General features: G+C 61.4%; 20 protein-coding genes. 12 read left to right on the top strand and 8 right to left on the bottom strand.

All coding sequences use genetic code 11. From position 1 onward, the window contains the following. Positions 1 to 248: 248 nt before the first annotated feature. Positions 249 to 902, bottom strand: coding sequence for a hypothetical protein (locus tag AB4Z11_RS03605; RefSeq protein WP_442022836.1), 654 nt, complete (start codon positions 900 to 902; stop codon positions 249 to 251). A 13-nt stretch (positions 903 to 915) separates the two neighbouring features. Further along, on the bottom strand, positions 916 to 1,353 hold the full coding sequence (locus AB4Z11_RS03600) for an Lrp/AsnC family transcriptional regulator (protein WP_442022835.1): 438 nt from the start codon (positions 1,351 to 1,353) through the stop codon (positions 916 to 918). Positions 1,354 to 1,764: 411 nt separating this feature from the next. Here AB4Z11_RS03600 and leuA point away from each other — a divergent pair, with 411 nt between their 5' ends. Next, entirely contained in the window at positions 1,765 to 3,462 is a 1,698-nt protein-coding gene (leuA, locus tag AB4Z11_RS03595; RefSeq protein WP_442022834.1) for a 2-isopropylmalate synthase, read from the top strand. 107 nt (positions 3,463 to 3,569) lie between these two features. Then, a complete protein-coding gene (locus AB4Z11_RS03590) occupies positions 3,570 to 5,183 on the top strand; it encodes a methyl-accepting chemotaxis protein (RefSeq protein ID WP_442022833.1) in 1,614 nt (537 codons plus the stop codon). Here AB4Z11_RS03590 and egtB read toward each other — a convergent pair. Further along, positions 5,167 to 6,345, bottom strand: coding sequence for an ergothioneine biosynthesis protein EgtB (egtB, locus tag AB4Z11_RS03585; RefSeq protein WP_442022832.1), 1,179 nt, complete (start codon positions 6,343 to 6,345; stop codon positions 5,167 to 5,169). The two genes, AB4Z11_RS03590 and egtB, sit on opposite strands and share 17 nt — an antisense overlap. Before the next feature lie 13 nt (positions 6,346 to 6,358). Continuing rightward, the gene (egtD, locus tag AB4Z11_RS03580; protein ID WP_442022831.1) at positions 6,359 to 7,360 is read right to left on the bottom strand and encodes an L-histidine N(alpha)-methyltransferase; all 1,002 of its coding nucleotides are present in this window, start codon (positions 7,358 to 7,360) and stop codon (positions 6,359 to 6,361) included. 101 nt (positions 7,361 to 7,461) lie between these two features. On the opposite strand from egtD, the gene AB4Z11_RS03575 reads away from it, so the two are divergent. The 6 genes from AB4Z11_RS03575 to AB4Z11_RS03550 all read left to right on the top strand — a co-directional run bounded on the left by AB4Z11_RS03575 (position 7,462) and on the right by AB4Z11_RS03550 (position 11,916). Beyond that, the gene (locus tag AB4Z11_RS03575) at positions 7,462 to 8,328 is read left to right on the top strand and encodes a putative selenate ABC transporter substrate-binding protein (RefSeq protein WP_442022830.1); all 867 of its coding nucleotides are present in this window, start codon (positions 7,462 to 7,464) and stop codon (positions 8,326 to 8,328) included. 3 nt (positions 8,329 to 8,331) lie between these two features. Further along, complete coding sequence (locus tag AB4Z11_RS03570) at positions 8,332 to 9,168, top strand: phosphonate ABC transporter ATP-binding protein (RefSeq protein WP_442022829.1); 837 nt, start codon at positions 8,332 to 8,334, stop codon at positions 9,166 to 9,168. Further along, the gene (locus tag AB4Z11_RS03565; protein ID WP_442022828.1) at positions 9,159 to 9,983 is read left to right on the top strand and encodes a PhnE/PtxC family ABC transporter permease; all 825 of its coding nucleotides are present in this window, start codon (positions 9,159 to 9,161) and stop codon (positions 9,981 to 9,983) included. Before AB4Z11_RS03570 ends, AB4Z11_RS03565 begins: the two co-directional genes overlap by 10 nt. Further along, positions 9,980 to 10,768: a phosphonate ABC transporter, permease protein PhnE gene (gene phnE / locus AB4Z11_RS03560; protein ID WP_442022827.1), complete on the top strand. Its 789-nt coding sequence runs from the start codon at positions 9,980 to 9,982 to the stop codon at positions 10,766 to 10,768. Before AB4Z11_RS03565 ends, phnE begins: the two co-directional genes overlap by 4 nt. Positions 10,769 to 10,771: 3 nt before the next feature. Beyond that, on the top strand, positions 10,772 to 11,452 hold the full coding sequence (locus tag AB4Z11_RS03555; protein ID WP_442022826.1) for an ABC transporter ATP-binding protein: 681 nt from the start codon (positions 10,772 to 10,774) through the stop codon (positions 11,450 to 11,452). Positions 11,453 to 11,625: 173 nt separating this feature from the next. Next, on the top strand, positions 11,626 to 11,916 hold the full coding sequence (locus AB4Z11_RS03550; RefSeq protein WP_395407214.1) for a hypothetical protein: 291 nt from the start codon (positions 11,626 to 11,628) through the stop codon (positions 11,914 to 11,916). Between the two features lie 52 nt (positions 11,917 to 11,968). Here AB4Z11_RS03550 and AB4Z11_RS03545 read toward each other — a convergent pair whose 3' ends face one another. Together AB4Z11_RS03545 and AB4Z11_RS03540 are read right to left on the bottom strand one after the other, a co-directional pair. After that, positions 11,969 to 12,532, bottom strand: a complete 564-nt coding sequence (locus AB4Z11_RS03545) for a TetR/AcrR family transcriptional regulator (RefSeq protein ID WP_442022825.1) — start codon at positions 12,530 to 12,532, stop codon at positions 11,969 to 11,971. A 9-nt stretch (positions 12,533 to 12,541) separates the two neighbouring features. Further along, entirely contained in the window at positions 12,542 to 13,012 is a 471-nt protein-coding gene (locus AB4Z11_RS03540) for a nuclear transport factor 2 family protein (RefSeq protein ID WP_442022824.1), read from the bottom strand. Between the two features lie 227 nt (positions 13,013 to 13,239). On the opposite strand from AB4Z11_RS03540, the gene moaA reads away from it, so the two are divergent. From moaA to AB4Z11_RS03525, 3 genes are all read left to right on the top strand, one after another. Beyond that, entirely contained in the window at positions 13,240 to 14,256 is a 1,017-nt protein-coding gene (gene moaA / locus AB4Z11_RS03535; protein WP_442022823.1) for a GTP 3',8-cyclase MoaA, read from the top strand. 13 nt (positions 14,257 to 14,269) lie between these two features. After that, positions 14,270 to 14,515 carry a MoaD/ThiS family protein gene (locus AB4Z11_RS03530; RefSeq protein ID WP_442022822.1) on the top strand — a complete coding sequence of 82 codons (246 nt, stop codon included), beginning with the start codon at positions 14,270 to 14,272 and terminating at the stop codon, positions 14,513 to 14,515. A gap of 64 nt (positions 14,516 to 14,579) precedes the next feature. Beyond that, the gene (locus tag AB4Z11_RS03525; protein ID WP_442022821.1) at positions 14,580 to 15,449 is read left to right on the top strand and encodes a hypothetical protein; all 870 of its coding nucleotides are present in this window, start codon (positions 14,580 to 14,582) and stop codon (positions 15,447 to 15,449) included. Positions 15,450 to 15,462: 13 nt separating this feature from the next. Here the strand turns inward: AB4Z11_RS03525 and AB4Z11_RS03520 are convergent, their stop codons facing one another. Together AB4Z11_RS03520 and AB4Z11_RS03515 are read right to left on the bottom strand one after the other, a co-directional pair. Then, positions 15,463 to 15,660 (bottom strand): HVO_A0114 family putative DNA-binding protein, encoded by a 198-nt coding sequence (locus tag AB4Z11_RS03520; RefSeq protein ID WP_442022820.1) that lies wholly within the window; start codon positions 15,658 to 15,660, stop codon positions 15,463 to 15,465. Further along, on the bottom strand, positions 15,657 to 17,066 hold the full coding sequence (locus AB4Z11_RS03515) for an aminotransferase-like domain-containing protein (protein ID WP_442022819.1): 1,410 nt from the start codon (positions 17,064 to 17,066) through the stop codon (positions 15,657 to 15,659). The genes AB4Z11_RS03520 and AB4Z11_RS03515 overlap by 4 nt, the downstream gene beginning before the upstream one ends. A gap of 172 nt (positions 17,067 to 17,238) precedes the next feature. Between AB4Z11_RS03515 and AB4Z11_RS03510 the strand changes: the two genes are divergently transcribed. Beyond that, positions 17,239 to 18,572 (top strand): molybdopterin-dependent oxidoreductase (locus AB4Z11_RS03510; RefSeq protein ID WP_442022818.1); only part of this gene is annotated, 1,334 nt, incomplete at its 3' end.

The raw sequence follows: 18,572 nt of genomic DNA, 5'->3' as shown, positions 1-18,572 counted from the left end.
CTGCTCCCTCGACATACCGCTTCATCCCGGCCTCCTGAGTGCATGCGTTGAAGTGATAACGCTTCAGGAACCATCTCGTTTACATTGAGGCCATGTTTTCACACAGTCTCGGGCGGGAACGGACTACCGCATACGTTCTCGTTTAGCGTACTGCATGGTTATGTTGGGTGCCGAAGGATTCGACTCTAAATCTCGAGCGGCCGGCAACCTGAGAGGTGGAAGCGCCCTCAGGCGCATCAATGGGACCGCTACGAACCACTCCGCGGAGATAGGAAGCGGAACGTTGGCTCGATATTTTTCGAATGGAGGTAGGTGACGATGTCCTCCAGCGTCGCATCCTTCAGCAACAATCCTTCTGGCGCAACGCCAGCCGCCACAGTCACTTCTGGCGACCGCGCAGCGCCGGCTGCGGGCTGTCGCAACTGATCCAATGCCTGTGCAAATTGCGAGGCACCTATGCTTTGCAATCCCTCCAGCAAGCCCACCTGCCCTGCTTCCGGCGGCTGCACATCCAACCCTTCATCGCCAGCAAACGAAGCGCCCATGCCTGGATGAATAAACGCCGCCCACTTGCCACTGGATGGATTCAGGACAGGCGGCAGTGCGGCCTGCACGCTTGCAGCGTCGGCGCACAGTAGCCGCGCAAATTCCTCTGCTTCCACCGCGGGCGCTGGCGTCTCCAGGGAAAGCCATAGACCAAAAGCATTCTCACCGGAGATGCTCACGGCTGGCGCAGGCAAACCAAGATCGGCCTGTAAGGCGTTCGCCACTGCGCACAAACGCTGCCAGTGACCATCGTCGCCATCGTTGGCCAGTTTCTTGAACGTCAAAGTGATGACTCGCGTTGTGCCCTCAGGCGTGGACGGATACAGCCTTTTTAATTCTGCATTTAGTTTTTGCATCAAGATTCCTTTGTCAAGCCAGCGGCGCGCGCACGGGTGTCTGGTGCAGGATCACGCGGCTATAGGTGTCCTGCACGCCCGCCTCGCGCAGGGCGTCGATCAGGCGCAGCAAATGGGCCTGGTCGCGGCAGGCCACGCGCAGCAAGCCGTCATAATTACCCGTCAAGAGCGCCACTTCAAGCACACCGGGGATGTTTTGCACCAGGGCCTCGAATTCGTGGGTATTGGTGCCGGCCTTCAGCTTCACGTCGATATAGGCTTGCAGGTGCAGCCCGAGCGCGGCGGGATCGATGCTCGCCTCGAAGCCGCGCACGACGCCATCCGCCACCAATCGGCGCACGCGATCGGCCACCGTGTTGGCGCTGAGGCGGACGCGCTCGCCTAAATCCTTAAAACTTATCCTCGCATCGTCGCGCAAATGCTCGATTATTTCTCGGTCAATCTTATCCATAGACGATTTATCCTCGATCAGTGGCGTATTCTAGCATCCGAAAGCGCGAATATATCGATTTGCGGCGCTGCAAAATTTCCTTGACAGCCCGGAACCGGCTCACTTACATTGGTCAACATGTTCACGCATCTGCACCTATCCGCTTTCCTGCTAAGCGCCCTATCCGAGGCGCTACTACTAGCACGCGCCTGATTTTCCCCTGCTGCACCCTGCGTCGGCCACAAGCCGGCAAAGTTCAAAAAAATCCAGGAAAGTTTGTACCGATGTCCACCAAGGCTTATCGTCCGCTGCCCGCACCACCGCTACTGCTACCGACCGGTTGCCTGGTCTAGCGTCCCGTGGCCCATCAGGCAGCCCAATCGCCACATCGTCCAACTTTCCCGAATTCGAAGAACACAGGAGTACCAAGCCATGATGCTGCAGAACCCAGCTGCGAAATACCGCCCTTACCCGACCATCGACTCGAACGACCGGACCTGGCCGAACAAGACCATCGACACGCCGCCAATCTGGATGAGCACTGACCTGCGCGATGGTAACCAGGCGCTGATCGAGCCAATGAGCGTGGAAAAGAAGCTGAAGTTCTTCGATCTGCTGATCAAGGTCGGCCTGAAGGAAATCGAAGTGGGCTTCCCTTCCGCATCGCAGACGGACTTCGACTTCGTGCGCAAGCTGATTGAGGAAAACCGTATTCCGGACGACGTGACCATCATCGTGCTGACGCAGGCGCGCGAAGAATTGATTCGCCGCACCGTGGAATCCTGCATCGGCGCCAAGCGCGCCATCGTGCACATGTATAACTCCACCGCGCCGGTGTTCCGCAAAGTGGTGTTCGGCGCGAGCCGCGAAGAAATCACGAAGATCGCGACCGACGGCACCAAGCTGGTGAAAGAGCTCTTGGCCCAGCACCCGGAAACCGACTGGACCTACGAATACACGCCGGAATCCTTCTCCACCACGGAGCTGGACTTTGCCAAGCACATCGTGGACGCCGTCTCCGCCGTCTGGCAGCCGACGCCGAACAAGAAGATGATCGTCAACCTGCCGGCTACCGTGGAATGCTCCACCCCGAACGTGTACGCCGACCAGATCGAATGGATGTCGCGCAAGCTGGAGCGCCGCGATTCCATCATCATCTCCGTGCACCCGCATAACGACCGCGGTACCGGCATCGCTGCCGCAGAAATGGCCGTGATGGCGGGCGCCGAGCGCGTGGAAGGCTGCCTGTTCGGCAATGGCGAACGTACCGGCAACGTGGACCTGGTCACGCTGGCCTTGAACCTGTACACGCAGGGCGTGCATCCCGGCCTGGACTTCTCGGACATCGACTCCGTGCGCAAAGTGGTCGAAGAGTGCAATCAGCTGCCAGTGCATCCACGCCATCCGTATGTCGGCGATCTGGTGTTCACCGCCTTCTCCGGCTCGCACCAGGATGCGATCAAGAAGGGCTTCGCCAAGCAGCAGGAAGGCGCGCCATGGGAGATCCCCTATCTGCCGATCGACCCGCAGGACGTGGGCCGCAGCTACGATGCGGTGATCCGCGTGAACAGCCAGTCCGGCAAAGGCGGCATGGCCTATCTGCTGGAGCAGGACTACGGCCTCGAACTGCCACGCCGCCTGCAGATTGAATTCAGCCGCGCCGTGCAGGCTGTCGCCGACCAGACCGGCCTGGAAATCACCGCCGCCGGCATCTACGAAATCTTTGAGAAGGAGTACCTGACTCAGAACACGCCTTACGCTTACGGCGCGCACAAGATGGTCGAGGACACCAGCAGCGATGAGCCGGTGCAGATCGATATCTCGCTGGTCCACAACAAGGCGCCAATGTCCCTGCAGGGCGGGGGCAACGGTCCGATCGACGCCTTCGTCGATGCGCTGGGTCTGGACGTGAAGCTGATGGACTACCACGAACACGCCATCGGCCACGGCGCCAATGCCAAGGCGGCCTGCTACGTCGAGCTGCGCCTGGATAACGGCCCTACCCTGTTTGGTGCGGGCATCGACAGCAATATCGTCACCGCCTCCTTCAAGGCCGTACTGAGCGCCGTGAACCGTCAGCTGAAGGCCAGGGCCGCAGCGTCGGCTAGCTCATCGCAAGTAGCCGCCTAAGCGCCTTCTTCACTCTGGGAGCGAGCCCGCTCCCCTGCCCCAACAGCGCCGCTGCCAGCATGGAGCGGCGCTTGTTTATACTGAATTATCAGCGAAAGGGGGACGTCATGCGCGTAGCGAACCTGAAGATTGGCATTCGGCTTGGCTTGTGTTTCGCAGTAGTCTTCGTTCTGATGACGATGTTGATCGTCGTCGGGCAGCAGCGGCTAAGCAGCATCGGCGATCTGACCGACACCATCATCGAAAAGGACTGGATCAAGGCACGTGCCGCGTCCACCGTCGCCACCACCACACGCGCCAACAGCGCCATCGTCATGGAGCTGCTGGTCAGCGCTGATGCCGCCCACGCCGCGGAACTGAAGCGCCAGCTCGATACCAACAAAGCCATCATCAGCAAGGCGCTCGATACGCTGGAGAAGCTGATTTACCGGCCCGAAGCCAAAGTGCTGATGGTACAGATCCGCAGCGAGCGCGTGGCCTATGTCCAGTCCTTCACCAAGGTTCTGGCCTTGCTGGACGCAGGCCAGCGTGAGCAGGCGACGCAGATGGCCATGTCCGACACCATGCCGCGTTTGACCGCACTGCAAACCAGCGTCGAACGCATGGCCGACATCCAATCGAAACTGGTCACGGAACACGGCGCCCTCGTAATGCAGGACATTTCAATGGCGCGGCAGCTGATGGTCGGCCTGGGCATCTCCGCTTTGCTGATGGGCGCCGCCTGCGCGTGGTGGGTCACGCGCTCCATCACGCAGCCGATTTCGCATGCGCTGAAAGTGGCGCGCGCCGTGGCGTCGGGCGATCTGACCAGCGACATTCACGCGCAACACCACGATGAAGCGGGCCAGCTACTGCAGGCCTTGCGCGACATGAACCACAGCCTGTCCAATATCGTCGGGCGCGTGCGGCATGGCACGGTGGCGATTGCGTCGGCATCGAGCCAGATCGCCAGCGGGAATATGGACCTCTCCTCCCGCACCGAAACCCAAGCCAGCGCGCTGGAGGAAACGGCATCGTCGATGGAAGAATTGACGTCCACCGTGCGCCAGAATGCGGACAACGCACGCCAGGCCAATCAACTGGCGCGTTCCGCCTCGGAAGTGGCGCAGCGCGGCGGCGAAGTGGTGTCGCAAGTCGTGGCCACCATGGGCTCAATCAACGATTCCTCGCGCCGCGTGGTGGACATCATCTCGGTTATCGACGGCATCGCCTTCCAGACCAATCTGCTCGCCCTGAACGCCGCCGTCGAAGCGGCGCGCGCCGGCGAACAGGGACGCGGCTTCGCTGTCGTGGCGGGCGAAGTGCGCAGCCTCGCCGCCCGCTCAGCCGAAGCCGCCAAAGAAATCAAGGCGCTGATCGCCGATTCAGTCGAACAGGTGGACGCCGGCGCGCGCCTGGTGCAGCAGGCCGGCAGCACGATGGACGACGTGGTGGCATCCGTCGAGCGCGTAACAGCCGTGGTGCGCGAGATCACACTCGCCACATCAGAGCAGTCCGACGGTATCGAACAGGTCAACGTGGCCATTACCCAGATGGATGAAACCACGCAGCAGAACGCGGCCCTCGTCGAAGAAGCCGCCGCAGCGGCATCGGCCATGCACGAACAGGCCGACTCCCTTGAGCAATTGGTCAGCCAGTTCCGCCTGGCTGGCGATGCTCAGCAACGGCGCGTCATGGCTAATAACGCCAGCAGCGCGGCGCGGCTTAGCGCGCCAGCCTGATGCCCGTGAACTGCCAGCGTGCGGTGGCGGGGAAGAAGTTGCGGTAGCTGGCGCGGGCGTGGCCGGAGGGCGTAGCTTGCGAGGACCCGCGCAGCACGTACTGGTTCACCATGAACTTGCCGTTGTACTCGCCCAGCGCGCCTTCGGCGGGACGGTAGCCGGGATATGGCGCGTAGCTGCTGCTGGTCCATTGCCAGCAGTGGCCGAACATCTGGCGCAGGCTTTCGTCGGCGCTGGCCACTTCCCACTCGGCTTCCGTTGGCAGGCGAACTCCGGCCCAGCGGGCGTAGGCGTCGGCTTCGAACATGGAGATATGAGTGGCGGGCGCGTGGACATCCAGTGGCGCCAGGCCGTGCAAGGTGAATTCGTGCCAGCGGCCGTCCACCGGTTGCCAGTAAATCGGCGCAGACAGGCGCTGTGTGTTGACCCAGTCCCAGCCTTCCGCCAGCCATAGCGACGGATCGCGATATCCGCCCGCTTCCACGAAGGCCAGGTATTCGCCATTGCTCACCAGCCGCGAGGACAGTTCGAACGGCGCCACATATGCACGGTGGCGCGGCAGCTCGTTGTCAAAGCAGAAGCCGTCGCCGCCGTAGCCGATGTTCGACAAACCTCCTTCATACGCTTGCCAGCCCATTGGCCCCGCTGGCACAGGCGCGGACGCGGCGTCGGCACGGTAGGCCGGCATCAGCGGATTCTGCGCCAGCAGATGCTTTACATCGGTCAGCATGAGTTCCTGGTGCTGCTGCTCATGCTGCAACCCCAACGTAATCAGCGACGCCAGCTCCGCATCGATGCCGGCGCTGATCAGCACCGCCATGCGCTCATCGACATTGGCGCGATAAGCGCGTACCTCAGCCATCGAAGGCCGCGTCAGCAAGCCGCGCTGCGGGCGCGGATGCTTCTCGCCCACGCCGTTGTAATAGGAATTGAACAGCACGCGGAAGGCCGGATGGAAAGGCTTGAAATGGGCTTCACGGCGTTCGAGGATAAAGGTCTCGAAGAACCAGGTGGTGTGCGCCAGATGCCATTTGATGGGACTCGCGTCCGGCATCGATTGCGCACAACAGTCTTCATCGGAGAGTGGTTCAGCCAGCGCCAGCGAGGCGGCACGGACGGTCTGAAAACGCGCGGACCACAGGCCCGCATCGTGCATGTGCATGGGAATTCCCCTCTTATTCGGTCGCTACGCGGGCGTGCATGACGGCGAACCATTGCGCTGCATCGGTCCACACGCCATCCACACGGAAGCCGGCCTCGCTCAGCAAGGCCTTGAATCCTTCGATGGTGTATTTGTAGCTGTTTTCGGTATGAATGCGCTCGCCGCGCGAGAACTCGCGTTCACCGCCGGACCAGCGCACCGTGTGTGCTGCCAGCGCCTCCACGTGCATCTCGATGCGGCTCTCCTCGGCATTGAAGAAGGCCACGTGGCACCACAGGGTCACGTCGAAATTCGCACCAGCCAAGTGATTCAGGTGGCGCAGCATGTTCAGGTTGAAGGCGCCGGTGACGCCGATCGGATCGTCGTAGGCCGCGTTCAGCACGGCATGGTCCTTGACCAGGTCGACGCCGATCAGCAGACCGCCATCACTGCCGGTGTTCTCGCGCACATGGCGCAGGAAGCGGATCGCCTCATGCRGCGTGAAGTTGCCGATCGAAGAACCGGGATAGAAAAACTGGCGGCGCTCGGCCCCCACTTCCGGCGGCAAGGCGAAGGGACCGGACAAGTCCAGCGCCAGCGGCGTCATTTCAATCTGGGGGAAGCGATCGCGCAGGCGCTCGACAGCGCCATTGAGAAAATCGCGTGAAATATCGATCGGCACATAATGCGCCGGCTGGAGCAGCGGAAACAGACTGGCCGCCTTCGCGCAATTGCCGGCGCCAAGGTCGAGCAAGGTCATGCCGGGGCCGGTATGGGTCGCCATGTCCGCCGCGTGCTGCGCAAAAATCGAGGCTTCGGTGCGCGTTGGATAATATTCCGGCAACTCGGTAATCGCCTCGAACAGCTTGGACCCCAGGCTGTCGTAGAAGTATTTGGGCGACACCGATGCTTGCGGCGCCAGCAGGCCCGCACTGATCTCGGCAATGGTCGAGCTATCGCCGTGGGCTTTCCCCACCGGCTCATTGCTCACTTTGGGCGCAACCACGCGGATCGCTGCAGAACGGGACAAGGTCATAGCAAAAGCTCCGATGACATTTTTGTTATGATAGCTGAATATCCAAGATCAGGTGCCGCGGTACCTTTGCCGTGCGTGCCACTAACAATAAGGACCTTAAAATGACCTTCTCTCCCAAACGTGCCCTGAAAACCCTGCTGGCTGCCAGCGTGATGTTCGCCGCCGCACATAGCCAGGCGCAGCAAGTGCTGCGTGTTTCCGCCATCCCTGATGAAGCGCCAACCGAGCTGCAACGCAAGTTCAAACCGCTGGGCGAGTATCTGGAGAAGAAGCTCAACATGAAGGTCGAGTTCACCCCGGTGACCGATTACGCCGCTTCGGTTGAAGGCCTGATCAACCATAAGCTGGACATGGTCTGGTTCGGCGGCTTCACCTTCGTACAGGCCAAGGACCGCAGCAAAGGCAATGTGGTGCCGCTGGTGCAGCGCGTGGAAGACGAGAAGTTCCGCTCCGTGTTCGTCACCACGTCGAAGAGCATCACCAGCCTGGCTGACCTGAAGGGCAAGACGCTGAGCTTCGGTTCCGAGTCCTCGACCTCCGGCCACCTGATGCCGCGCCACTTCCTGCTGGCCGCCAAGATCGATCCGGACACCGACTTGAAACGCATCGCTTTCTCCGGCGCGCATGACGCCACCGTGGCTGCGGTGGCAGGCGGCAAGGTCGATGCCGGTGCGCTGAACATCTCCGTGTGGGAGAAGCTGGTCGAGCAGAAGAAGGTGGACACCAGCGCGGTGCACGTGTTCTACACCACCCCGCCTTACTTCGACTACAACTGGTCCGTGCGTGCCGACATGCCGGCGGAACTGAAGAAGAAAATCACCGACGCTTTCTTGTCCCTGGACAGCAGCACGCCTGAAGGCAAAACCATCCTGGAACTGCAACGCGCCACCAAGTTCATTCCAACCAAGGCCGAGAACTACGTGAACATCGAAGCCGCCGCCAAGAATGCAGGCCTGCTGCAGAAGTAATCAATGACGCAATCCGGTAATAACGCGCCGCTGTACCGCCTGCAGAATCTGTCGGCGCGCCACAGCGGCGGCACGCGGGACTATGCGCTGCAGGACTTGAACCTGCGCTTCGATCCTGCGGAGCACGTGGCAGTAATCGGCCCTTCGGGCGCCGGCAAGACTACCCTCCTCTCGCTGCTGGCTCTGGCCCACAAGCCGGAGTCGGGCAGCTTTGAAGCGTTTGGCGCCGAGCCCTGGCAGCTGGGCGACGCCGCGCGCCACGCACTGCGTTCGCGCCTGTTCCTGGCGCCGCAGACGCCGCCGCTGCCGCCGCGCCAGCGTGTGGTGACGGCCGTGCTGGCGGCACGTCTGCCGCATTGGAGCTTGTGGCAATCGCTGGTGTCGCTGGTGAAGCCCACCGATCCGGATGCGGCTTACCGCGCACTGTCCCGTTTCAATCTGGGCGACAAGTTGTATAGCCGTGTCGATCGCCTGTCCGGCGGCGAGCGCCAGCGCTGCGGCCTGGCGCGCCTGCTGCTGTCGTCCGCTGAAGTGCTGCTGGTCGACGAACCGCTGTCCGCACTGGACCCGGCCTTGTCCCAATTAGCCATCACCACCTTGCAGCAGGAAGCCACGGAGCGCAAGGCGCTGTTCGTGTGTAATCTGCATCAGGTGGACATGGCACTGGCCCACTTCCCGCGCATCGTCGCGCTGAAACAGGGCCGCATCGTATTCGACCTGCCGCGTGCGCAAGTCACGCAAGCCATGATCGACGAGCTGTATCAGGGCGAGCAGGCGTCGGACAATCTGTTCATCGAGCAGGACCTGTCCTCCAAGCTGGCGGTGAGCGCATGCAGGTAGTGCAGCACCACGATCCGGCCTGGCGCGGCCGGGTGATGTGCACCTTGCTGGCTATTGTGCTGTTGTGGCCCATGGTCGTGGCCAGCGAATTCCATCCGTCGATTCTGTTCGACATGCAAAGCCTGCAGGCGACGCTGCACTTCCTCGCCGCTTTCGTGCCGCCGGCCCATTCGGCGGAATTCCTGGAAATGCTGGTGACGGAGACGTGGAAGACCGTCGCCATCGCCACCAGCGGCCTGACGCTGGCCATGCTGGGCGCCATTCCCGCCACCCTGATCGTTACTGAGCGCCTGTCCATTTCGCGCCTGGGCACCGGCCGCATGGCCTTTGTCTCGCGCGCATTGCGCCAACTGGTGCGCTGGCTGCTCATCCTGTTGCGCAGTGTCCCCGAACTGGTGTGGGCGCTGCTGTTCGTGCGCATTATCGGCCTCGGTCCTACTGCGGGGGTGCTGGCGATCGCCCTCACCTATTGCGGCATGCTGGGCAAGGTGTATGCGGAGATTCTCGAATCGTCCGACCGCCATGCCAGCGACACGCTGCTGCAGAACGGCAGCAGCCGGCTGGCCGCGTTTCTGTTTGGCGCGCTGCCGGAATCGGCGGCTGAACTCGTGTCCTACACGGTGTACCGCTGGGAGTGCGCGATTCGCGGCTCAGTGGTAATGGGCTTCGTGGGCGCAGGCGGTTTGGGCCAGCGCATGGACGAATCGATGAAGATGCTGGCGGGCGACGAAGTCTCGTCCATGCTGATCATTTTCGTTCTGCTGGTCGCCATCGCTGATGTGATTTCGCGCTACCTGCGCCGGAGGCTGGGATGAGCCATATGCCTTCTCCACCGCCGCGCAATTGGTCGGGCCTGGTGTTCGGCCTGGCGCTCGTGGCGTTGATCATCGCCAGCTTTGCTTCGCTGTCGCTGAAGTTCGGCGAATTCTTCACGGCGGATGCACTGCACAGCATGGCCGAATTCGTCCACGGCTTCTTCCCGCCCGAATCGGGCAGCGGCTTTGTACGCAAAGTCGCTCTCGCCACAGGCGAAACGCTGGCCATGTCGGCCCTTGGCACGTTGCTGGCTGTAGCGGGCGGACTGCTACTGGCCATTCCCGGCGCCGGCCGCTTCGGACGCGCCGCACGTTCAGCAGTGCGCGCCTTGCTGAACGTGTTGCGCTCGATTCCTGAACTGGTGTGGGGCGCCATCCTGCTGATCGCAGCGGGACTGGGACCGTTCGCCGGCACGCTGGCACTGGCCGCGCACACCACCGGCGTGCTGGGACGCCTGTTCGCGGATGCGCTGGAAAACGCAGCGCCACTGCCGGAACAAAGCCTGCGCACCAATGGCGCCTCGCCGATGGCGGCCTTCTTCTATGCGACCTTGCCGCAAACCCTGCCGCAGATGCTGTCGTACACGCTGTACCGCTGGGAGAACAATATCCGCGCCGCGGCCATTCTGGGCGTGGTGGGCGCGGGTGGCCTGGGGCAGATGCTGAAATACCACCTGTCCCTGTTCCAGATGCAGCGCGCCGCCAGCGTGGTGCTGGCCATGCTGCTGCTGGTGGCCCTGGTCGATGCGCTGAGCTTTGCCATGCGCCGCGGCCTTACACGTTAAGCCATGCTCGAACTGCGCAACCTCAGTAAGACTTACGCCTCCGGTCATCCGGTCCTGGACCGGGTCAACTGGACTTTCGCTCCCGGCGAATTCGTCGCCATCATGGGCGATTCGGGCGTGGGCAAGTCCACTTTGCTGAATCTGATCGCGGGCCTCGACCAGCCCGATCCCGGCGAGGCCTCGCCCATCATCGTCGACGGCGTGGCCATGTCCGCGCTGGACGACGATGCCGCCACCAGATTGCGGCGCGAGCGTATGGGCTTCATCTTCCAGGCCTTCCACGTGCTGCCGCATCTGACCTTGCATCAGAACGTGGCCCTGCCCCTGCTGCTGAACGGCTTGCCGCAGCAGCGGGCCGACGACATGCTGGCGGCTGTCGGATTGAAAGGCCGCGAGCGCGATTATCCGCACCAGCTGTCCGGTGGCGAGATGCAGCGCGTGGCCATCGCCCGCGCCCTGGTGCATCGGCCAGCCCTGGTGCTGGCCGATGAACCCACCGGCAACCTCGATCCGGACACCGCCCACGCCATCCTCCAGCTGCTGCAAACCGAAATCCGCGCCAGCGGCGCCTGCACCATCATGGTCACCCACTCCCCCGCCGCAGCCGCCATGGCTGACCGCATACTGAGACTTACAAGGTCCGGATTACGGGAATCCAACGCTGTCAACGCGACTGAGCAATAACTCAGATTATTTTTTGTACAAAACCTCGCAAAATTTTGTAACCGTAGTATGATTTAATTAACTTGCTTGGTCATATTTACAACAGATACGCCACGCCAGGGACAACCAAGAGTCAGTGGCGCCAGACAAGCATTCGCCTTTCTATCCATGTAGTTAACTTCAGGGAGGAGCAAATGAGCGTCAGGCAAAAGAAACTGGAATTGATCGAAGCGATGAACCGGGCCAGAGCATTGGAACCGTCTAGCTTCGTTCCGAATAAGCTACTCGATACCCTGATCGAGAAGATGCACCTGAAGAATGATGCGGAGTTGTGCCGTGTGCTGGAAGTTCAGCCTCCCATCATTAGCAAGATCCGTCACAGAAAGCTGGCAGTGGGGGCTACCATCCTGCTGCGTATGCATGAGAAGTCCGAGCTCTCCATCAGGGAACTCAAAGAACTCTCGACTGCTTCACAAGTGCACTAAAAATCCGCACGATGCCAGGCGCCGGCATCGCAGTCACCGGCGCCATCTCCCCTTACTGCCCCGGCAGCAGCCGCGCGCGCAGTCGATCCAGTGTTGCAGTGAAGACTTCCGTGCGATCGAATGCACGCGACAGCACCAAAGCCCCCTGAATACCACCGACCGCCTCTTCGGCCAATGCGTGCGCTTGCTTCCTGCTATGGCCGGCCCGAACAAGTGCCTCTGCCAGCGCATCGATCCAGACAGCAAAGTAATCGCGGACGCGCTCGGCAAAGCGGTCGCGCTCGTTGCCCAGGGCGAACACCCCCACCAGGCACACTTTGCGGCCGGACAGGAAATAGCGCCCCACCTCGTCGAACATGGCGGCGATGCCTTGCTTAGCGTCGGCATTGTCGCGCAGCGGTTCGAACACGTGCTGGTGGAACCAGCCGTCGATCTGTTCCAGCACGACGGCCGCCATTTCCTCTTTGCCTCCGGGGAAGAAGTGATAGATGCTGCCTTTCCCTAACCTGGTTCCTTCAGTAATACGAGCCAGACTGGCCCCTTCGAAACCATAGGTGCGGAACACTTCCGCCAGCAGCGGAATCACGTCTTCCCGTTCCGCGATGACTCTCGCCATGAATACTCCTTAAAAACCGAAATCGCTCAGGCCCGGGTGATCGGCCGGGCGCGGACCGCTATTGTCCCAGAAGAACTTGCGATCCTCCTGTTTGATTGGATGCTCATTGATGCTGGCGTGACGGTGGTGCATTAGGCCGTTTTCGTCGAACTCCCAGTTTTCATTGCCGTAAGCACGATACCACTGGCCGGAATCGTCGCGGTATTCGTAGGCAAAGCGCAYGGCAATGCGCGCACCGTCATGTGCCCACAGTTCCTTGATCAGGCGGTAGTCGAGTTCACGCGTCCATTTGCGCTTGAGGAAGCCGACGATGGCTTCGCGGCCCTGGACGAACTCGCCGCGGTTGCGCCACCAGCTGTCTTCGGTATAGGCCAGAGCGACTTTTTCCGGGTCGCGGGTGTTCCAGCCGTTTTCGGCGAGGCGAACTTTTTCGATAGCGGTTTCACGGGTGAAAKGTGGCAGGGGCGGACGGATGGACATGTTAATTCTCCTTAAGTGTACTGATTGGGACATTATTTACCGAACGGTACAATTACTATATTCCGCTTGCTGGCACGCCGCAAGCTTTTTTTGAACCCACAGCCTGAAGCGGGTGGCTGCCACGCCGTGGCAGCCACCTGGTTCACGCCTTGGGTTCTTTCTGTACCCCTGGTTAGCAGCCGTGACTGTGCTGCTGTACTCTCCCGCCCCGGCGCTATCCTTTTGCCATGGATACTCTCGATACCCGCGGCCGGCCCCTGAAGGATTTGCGCTTGTCTGTCATCGACCAGTGCAACTTCCGCTGCCCCTATTGCATGCCGAAGGAAAGTTATGGACCGGACTTTCCCTTCATGACTTCGTCCGAGCGCCTGTCGTTCGACGAACTGGCCCGGCTGGCGAAAGTGTTTGTCGGCCTGGGCGTGGAGAAAATCCGCATCACCGGCGGCGAGCCGCTGCTGCGCAAGGATCTGCCACGGCTGATCGAATACTTGGCTGCGATGCATACCGTGAGCGGCAAGCCGCTCGATATCGCGCTCACCACCAATGGCTCGCTGCTGGCCAAGCAGGCGCAGTCGCTGAAGGACGCAGGTCTGCGCCGCATCACGGTCAGCCTGGACAGCCTGGATGAAGCGCTTGCGGCGCGCATGAACGGCGTCGGCTTTCCCGTGGCGCGCATCCTCGAAGGCATTGAGGCGGCGCAGCGCGTAGGCCTGGCGCCGGTCAAGGTCAACACCGTGATCGAGCGCGGCGTGAACGACAGCCAGATCCTGCCGCTGGTGCGCCATTTCCGCTACAGCGGCGTGCAGCTGCGTTTCATCGAATACATGGACGTGGGTGGCGCCAGCCGCTGGAATTCCTCGCAGGTGCTGGAGGCGGACGCCATCCGCGCCATCGTGCAGCAAGCCTGGCCACTGCTGCCCGGCATCGCGCCGCGCGGCCACGACACGGCCGAACTGTGGCACCACGCGGACGGTGCGGGCACCGTAGGCTTCATCGCCAGCATGTCTCATCCCTTCTGCGGCGACTGTACGCGCGCTCGCGTGGCGGCGGACGGCAAGGTCTATCTCTGCCTGTTCGCGCAGCAAGGCACCGACTTGCGGCCGTGGCTGGGCGAGGAGCAGGAAGGTGCGTTGGCTTCACGCGTACGCGCCCTGTGGCAAGCGCGCGGCGACCGTTATTCCGAATTACGCGGCCCGGCCGCGCGCAAGCACCGCGTGGTGCGCATGTCTTTGGTGGGAGGTTGAATTGAAGTTCAGAGTGCGATATTTCGCCGCACTGCGCGAGCAGTCAGGCATCAGTACCGAATCAATTGAAATAGACGAGCCACGCATCACGCTGGCCGACCTGCAGGAACGCCTGGCAGAGCGCAATCCCGCACTGGCGGAAGCTTTTGCCACGCAACGCCTGCTACGCATCTCCGTCGACTTCCGCATGCGCGGCCCCGAACACGAGCTGACTCACGACTGCGAAATCGCCTTCTTCCCCCCGGTGACCGGCGGGTAGACTTCATCCACAGCATTGCTTGCCATATGATAAATTTAGCTTTTCTGACAAAAGAACTAAATTCATGGCAGTCTCGCTTCAAAAATGGACTCAGCTGGCAGGCAAGTTTCGTGACTTTCTGCTCGGCGCACTGGGCCTTGCCTGCATCGGAATCGCAATCTACTTTTCGGCAAATGACCGCCTTCAGACGGCCAGCCTGCTTTTCACTGCGGGCTTGCTCCTGTGCGCGTTCTCCAGCCTTTCACGCTTTGAATCGATCAAAGGCCTCGGTGTCGAAGCAAAGCTGGTCGCATTGAACGACAAAGTGTCGGAAGCCGACCAGCTCTTGAAGCACATGCGGGAGATGGCTGGCTTGATGGCGGATACATCGTTTCAGATGATCGGGAAACTTGGCCGATGGGATGCAGAGATCCCGAAACAGGAAATGCTGAGGACTGTCGAAGGCCTCAATAAGCTGCTGATTGCGCTCGGCGAAGCTGGTCCGGAAATCGAACGCCGCTTAGGCCCATGGCACGCCCACAATGTGCGCGAGTTAGCCCAACCTATTGCGGGAGCACTTCAAAAATTCGTGCAATTTCAGAATCAGCTATTAACCGATCAAACGCGACAGCCTGCCAGCGCCCTGCTCACACCAGCAGAGGTCAGCGACAAGTTCGAGCGAAACGCGGAATTTTTAAGAAAGACCATCGACATCTGGCGCGCCGACGTTGATCGCCTGCCCGATGCGGTAACGGATCTGATTCGCGGGTCGACCAACGCGCCGCCTGAACATCTCCGCTGGCTTCAGGGCCAACTCGATGGCACGCTTGAAGAGCTGCGCTTCTACCTCAAACACAAGAAGTTCCAGAATCAGGCTGCCTGGCTGGCACGCCCATATGCCTGGGAAATACCGCTCGACTTTACCAGCCTGAAAATCCCCGCGATCAAATATTGAGGGCCGGTGCAGTTCAAGCAGCCGGCGGGATAATGCGCACATTGTCGCCGTCGCGCTGAACCAGACCTGCGGCTTCCAGCACGGACAACTCGCGCAGCAAAGTGCTCATCGCCCTGCCCGACTGCTTCGCCAGGCGCGCCAGCGAACAGGGGCGTTCCGCTTCCAGCTCCGCGATCCTGGCCAGCAGGGATACCAGTTCTTCCTCATTCACAGTAATTCTCCAACCAGTTTGCCCAGYGTGCGCAGGGCGTCCTCGATCTCTTTCGACCAGGGATAGCTGAAATTCAGCCGGATGTAGTTCGTGTAACTGCCGCGCGCCGAGAACATATGGCCTGGGCCAACCGTGATCTTGCGCTCCAGCGCTTTCGAATACAGCTGCATCGCGTCCACGCCGTCGGGCAGTTTCACCCACAGCACGTAGCCGCCCTGCGGTTCCGAGACTTCCGTCCCGGCCGGGAAAAAGCGCAGCGCGGCCGCCGCCATCATCCGTGCCCGCTGTTCATAGCCTTTGCGGACTTTGCGCAGGTGGCGGTCGTAGCCATCGTTTTGCAGATACTCCGCAATCGCCAGCTGCGGCAAGGATGGTGTAGTGAGCGTGTTCAGGAACTTGAGCTTTTCCACTTGCGCCGTATAGCGTCCCGGCAGCGCCCAGCCGATGCGGTAATTGGCGGTCAGGCTCTTGGAAAACGATGAGCAGTGCAGCACGATGCCCTTGGTGTCATACGACTTCAGGCAGGTCGGGTGGGTGTCGCCGTAATACAGCTCGTGGTAGACATCGTTTTCGATCACAGGAATGTCGTGCTCCGACAGCAGCTCCACCAGCTCGCGCTTGCGCGCGTCAGGCATCTGGAAGCCCAGCGGATTCTGGAAGTTCGGCATCACCATGCAGGCCGCCACACGCTGCTGCGCCAGCGCCGTGCGCAGCGCTTCAATGCTGATGCCCTTGCGGTGATCGGTCGGGATTTCCAGCGCACGCATGCCCATGCGCTCGATCGCGTGCAGCATGGCGTAAAAAGTCGGCGATTCGACGGCGATGGTGTCGCCCGGCTTGGCCACGGCCTGAAGGCACATATTGATCGCTTCCGTGGCGCCTACCGTGATGATGATTTCGGAAGGATCGACCACCAGCCCATTCTCCATATGGCGGCGCGCGATCTGGCGGATCAGCTGCGGATTCCCCGGCGGCAGATCGTCCATCACACTCCATTCCTGGCTGCGGCGCGCAATCGCGTTGGCGTACTGGCTGATGCGCGGCCAGGGGAACGGTGCGGGGTCGGGATACGGCGAGCCTAGCGGAATGGCGCCCTGGGTGCGGATGGTACGCAGCGTCGATAGCACCAGCCGGCTCACATCCACTTCCGACGACAGCACCAGTGGCGCCGGCTCCGCACTGCGCAGCGTGGTCCGTGGACGTGGGCGCACGAAATAGCCTGACTGCGGACGGCTCTCGATCACGCCGCGGCTCTCCAGCAGCGAGTAGGCGCGCAGCACGGTGCTGATACTCAGCGAGCGATGCTGGCTGGCCTGGCGCACGGAAGGCAGGCGCTCGCCTTCCAGCAGCACGCCGCGCACCACCTGGCCCTCAATATCCGCAGCAAGTGTCTCGTAAAGATTCATAGGCATAGCATGGTAGGGCGGATCATCGATCCGCCATGCCAGTATATCGCAGCAGTACAGTTGCGAACTGGCCCGGTCCACTGTACTCCCCTCCGCCGCCTCTTTCTGTACACGCCGCGCATCACCCAGCGCCAATAACCTTACGGTACGCACAACAGAAAGGAAGCGCATCATGGCAAAACCCGAATCCAAAGGCCATATCTCCCCCTACAGCAACCCTGCCGGCGGCTGGGGAGCCCTGAAATACGTGGCCCTGAACCTGTACCGCGAACGCGTCAGCGCAGGCAATCTGAGCACGCTGTTCTCCCAGAACCAGCCGGACGGCTTCGACTGCCCCGGCTGCGCATGGCCCGACCGTGCCCACACCTCCACCTTTGAATTCTGCGAAAACGGCGTGAAGGCCGTGGCGGCCGAAGCGACCAGCAAGCGCGTACGCGCCGAATTCTTCGCCAAATACACCGTCGCGCAGTTGATGGAGCAAACCGACTACGAGCTGGAACAGCATGGCCGCCTGACCGATCCGATGGTGTACGACAGCGCCAGCGACAAATACGTCCCCATCGCCTGGGCCGATGCCTACAAGCTGATTGGCCGCCATCTGAACGCACTGGACGATCCGAACCGCGCCGCCTTCTACACTTCCGGCCGCGCCAGCAACGAAGCCGCCTATCTCTACCAGCTGTTCGTGCGCATGTACGGCACCAACAATTTCCCCGACTGCTCCAATATGTGCCACGAAGCGACCAGCCGAGGACTGCCGCAAACGGTCGGCGTCGGCAAAGGCACCGTCACGCTGGACGACTTCGAACATGCGGATACCCTGCTGCTGTTCGGTCAGAACCCCGCCACCAATCACCCGCGCATGATGGGCGAGCTGCGTGAATGCGCGAAGCGCGGCGCCACCATCGTTTCCATCAACCCGCTGAAGGAGCGCGGCCTGGAGCGCTTCCAGGACCCGCAAAGTCCCGGCGAGATGGTCACCAACGGCAGCACCCACATCAGCAATATGTTCGTGCAGCCCAAACTCGGCGGCGACTTCGCGCTGATCAAAGCCATCGCCAAGCGCCTGGTGGAACTGGATGACAAAGCCATGGCCGCAGGTCTGAGCCGCGTGCTCGATACGGACTTCATCGCCGAGCACACCGTCGGCTTCCACAATTTCGCCCGCGACCTGCGCGACGAAAGCTGGCATGTGCTGATCGAAGAATCAGGCATCAGCCGCGAACAAATCGAAGAACTGACCCTGCTCTATGCCACCAGCGAACGCGTGATCTGCACCTGGGGCATGGGCCTCACCCAGCACAAAAATTCCGTGCAGGCGATCCAGATGCTGTCGAATCTCATGATGATGCGCGGGAATATCGGCAAGCCCGGTGCGGGACTGTGCCCGGTGCGTGGGCACTCCAATGTACAGGGCGATCGTACCGATGCGCGGGAATATCGGCAAGCCCGGTGCGGGACTGTGCCCGGTGCGTGGGCACTCCAATGTACAGGGCGATCGTACCG

This window comes from Pseudoduganella sp. RAF53_2, from assembly GCF_052113985.1.
In the GTDB taxonomy this organism is placed as follows: Bacteria; Pseudomonadota; Gammaproteobacteria; order Burkholderiales; family Burkholderiaceae_D; genus Rugamonas.
Note: the sequence above shows the minus strand (reverse complement) of the source record. Positions and strands in the feature narration are given on the sequence as shown.

Bases quoted from the DNA above. Each gene is read 5' to 3' on its own strand.
- AB4Z11_RS03605 (WP_442022836.1), bottom strand. From the start codon at position 902: ATGCAAAAACTAAATGCAGAATTAAAAAGGCTGTATCCGTCCACGCCT.
- AB4Z11_RS03600 (WP_442022835.1), bottom strand. From the start codon at position 1,353: ATGGATAAGATTGACCGAGAAATAATCGAGCATTTGCGCGACGATGCG.
- leuA (WP_442022834.1), top strand. From the start codon at position 1,765: ATGATGCTGCAGAACCCAGCTGCGAAATACCGCCCTTACCCGACCATC.
- AB4Z11_RS03590 (WP_442022833.1), top strand. From the start codon at position 3,570: ATGCGCGTAGCGAACCTGAAGATTGGCATTCGGCTTGGCTTGTGTTTC.
- egtB (WP_442022832.1), bottom strand. From the start codon at position 6,345: ATGCACATGCACGATGCGGGCCTGTGGTCCGCGCGTTTTCAGACCGTC.
- AB4Z11_RS03575 (WP_442022830.1), top strand. From the start codon at position 7,462: ATGACCTTCTCTCCCAAACGTGCCCTGAAAACCCTGCTGGCTGCCAGC.
- AB4Z11_RS03570 (WP_442022829.1), top strand. From the start codon at position 8,332: ATGACGCAATCCGGTAATAACGCGCCGCTGTACCGCCTGCAGAATCTG.
- AB4Z11_RS03565 (WP_442022828.1), top strand. From the start codon at position 9,159: ATGCAGGTAGTGCAGCACCACGATCCGGCCTGGCGCGGCCGGGTGATG.
- phnE (WP_442022827.1), top strand. From the start codon at position 9,980: ATGAGCCATATGCCTTCTCCACCGCCGCGCAATTGGTCGGGCCTGGTG.
- AB4Z11_RS03555 (WP_442022826.1), top strand. From the start codon at position 10,772: ATGCTCGAACTGCGCAACCTCAGTAAGACTTACGCCTCCGGTCATCCG.
- AB4Z11_RS03550 (WP_395407214.1), top strand. From the start codon at position 11,626: ATGAGCGTCAGGCAAAAGAAACTGGAATTGATCGAAGCGATGAACCGG.
- AB4Z11_RS03545 (WP_442022825.1), bottom strand. From the start codon at position 12,532: ATGGCGAGAGTCATCGCGGAACGGGAAGACGTGATTCCGCTGCTGGCG.
- moaA (WP_442022823.1), top strand. From the start codon at position 13,240: ATGGATACTCTCGATACCCGCGGCCGGCCCCTGAAGGATTTGCGCTTG.
- AB4Z11_RS03525 (WP_442022821.1), top strand. From the start codon at position 14,580: ATGGCAGTCTCGCTTCAAAAATGGACTCAGCTGGCAGGCAAGTTTCGT.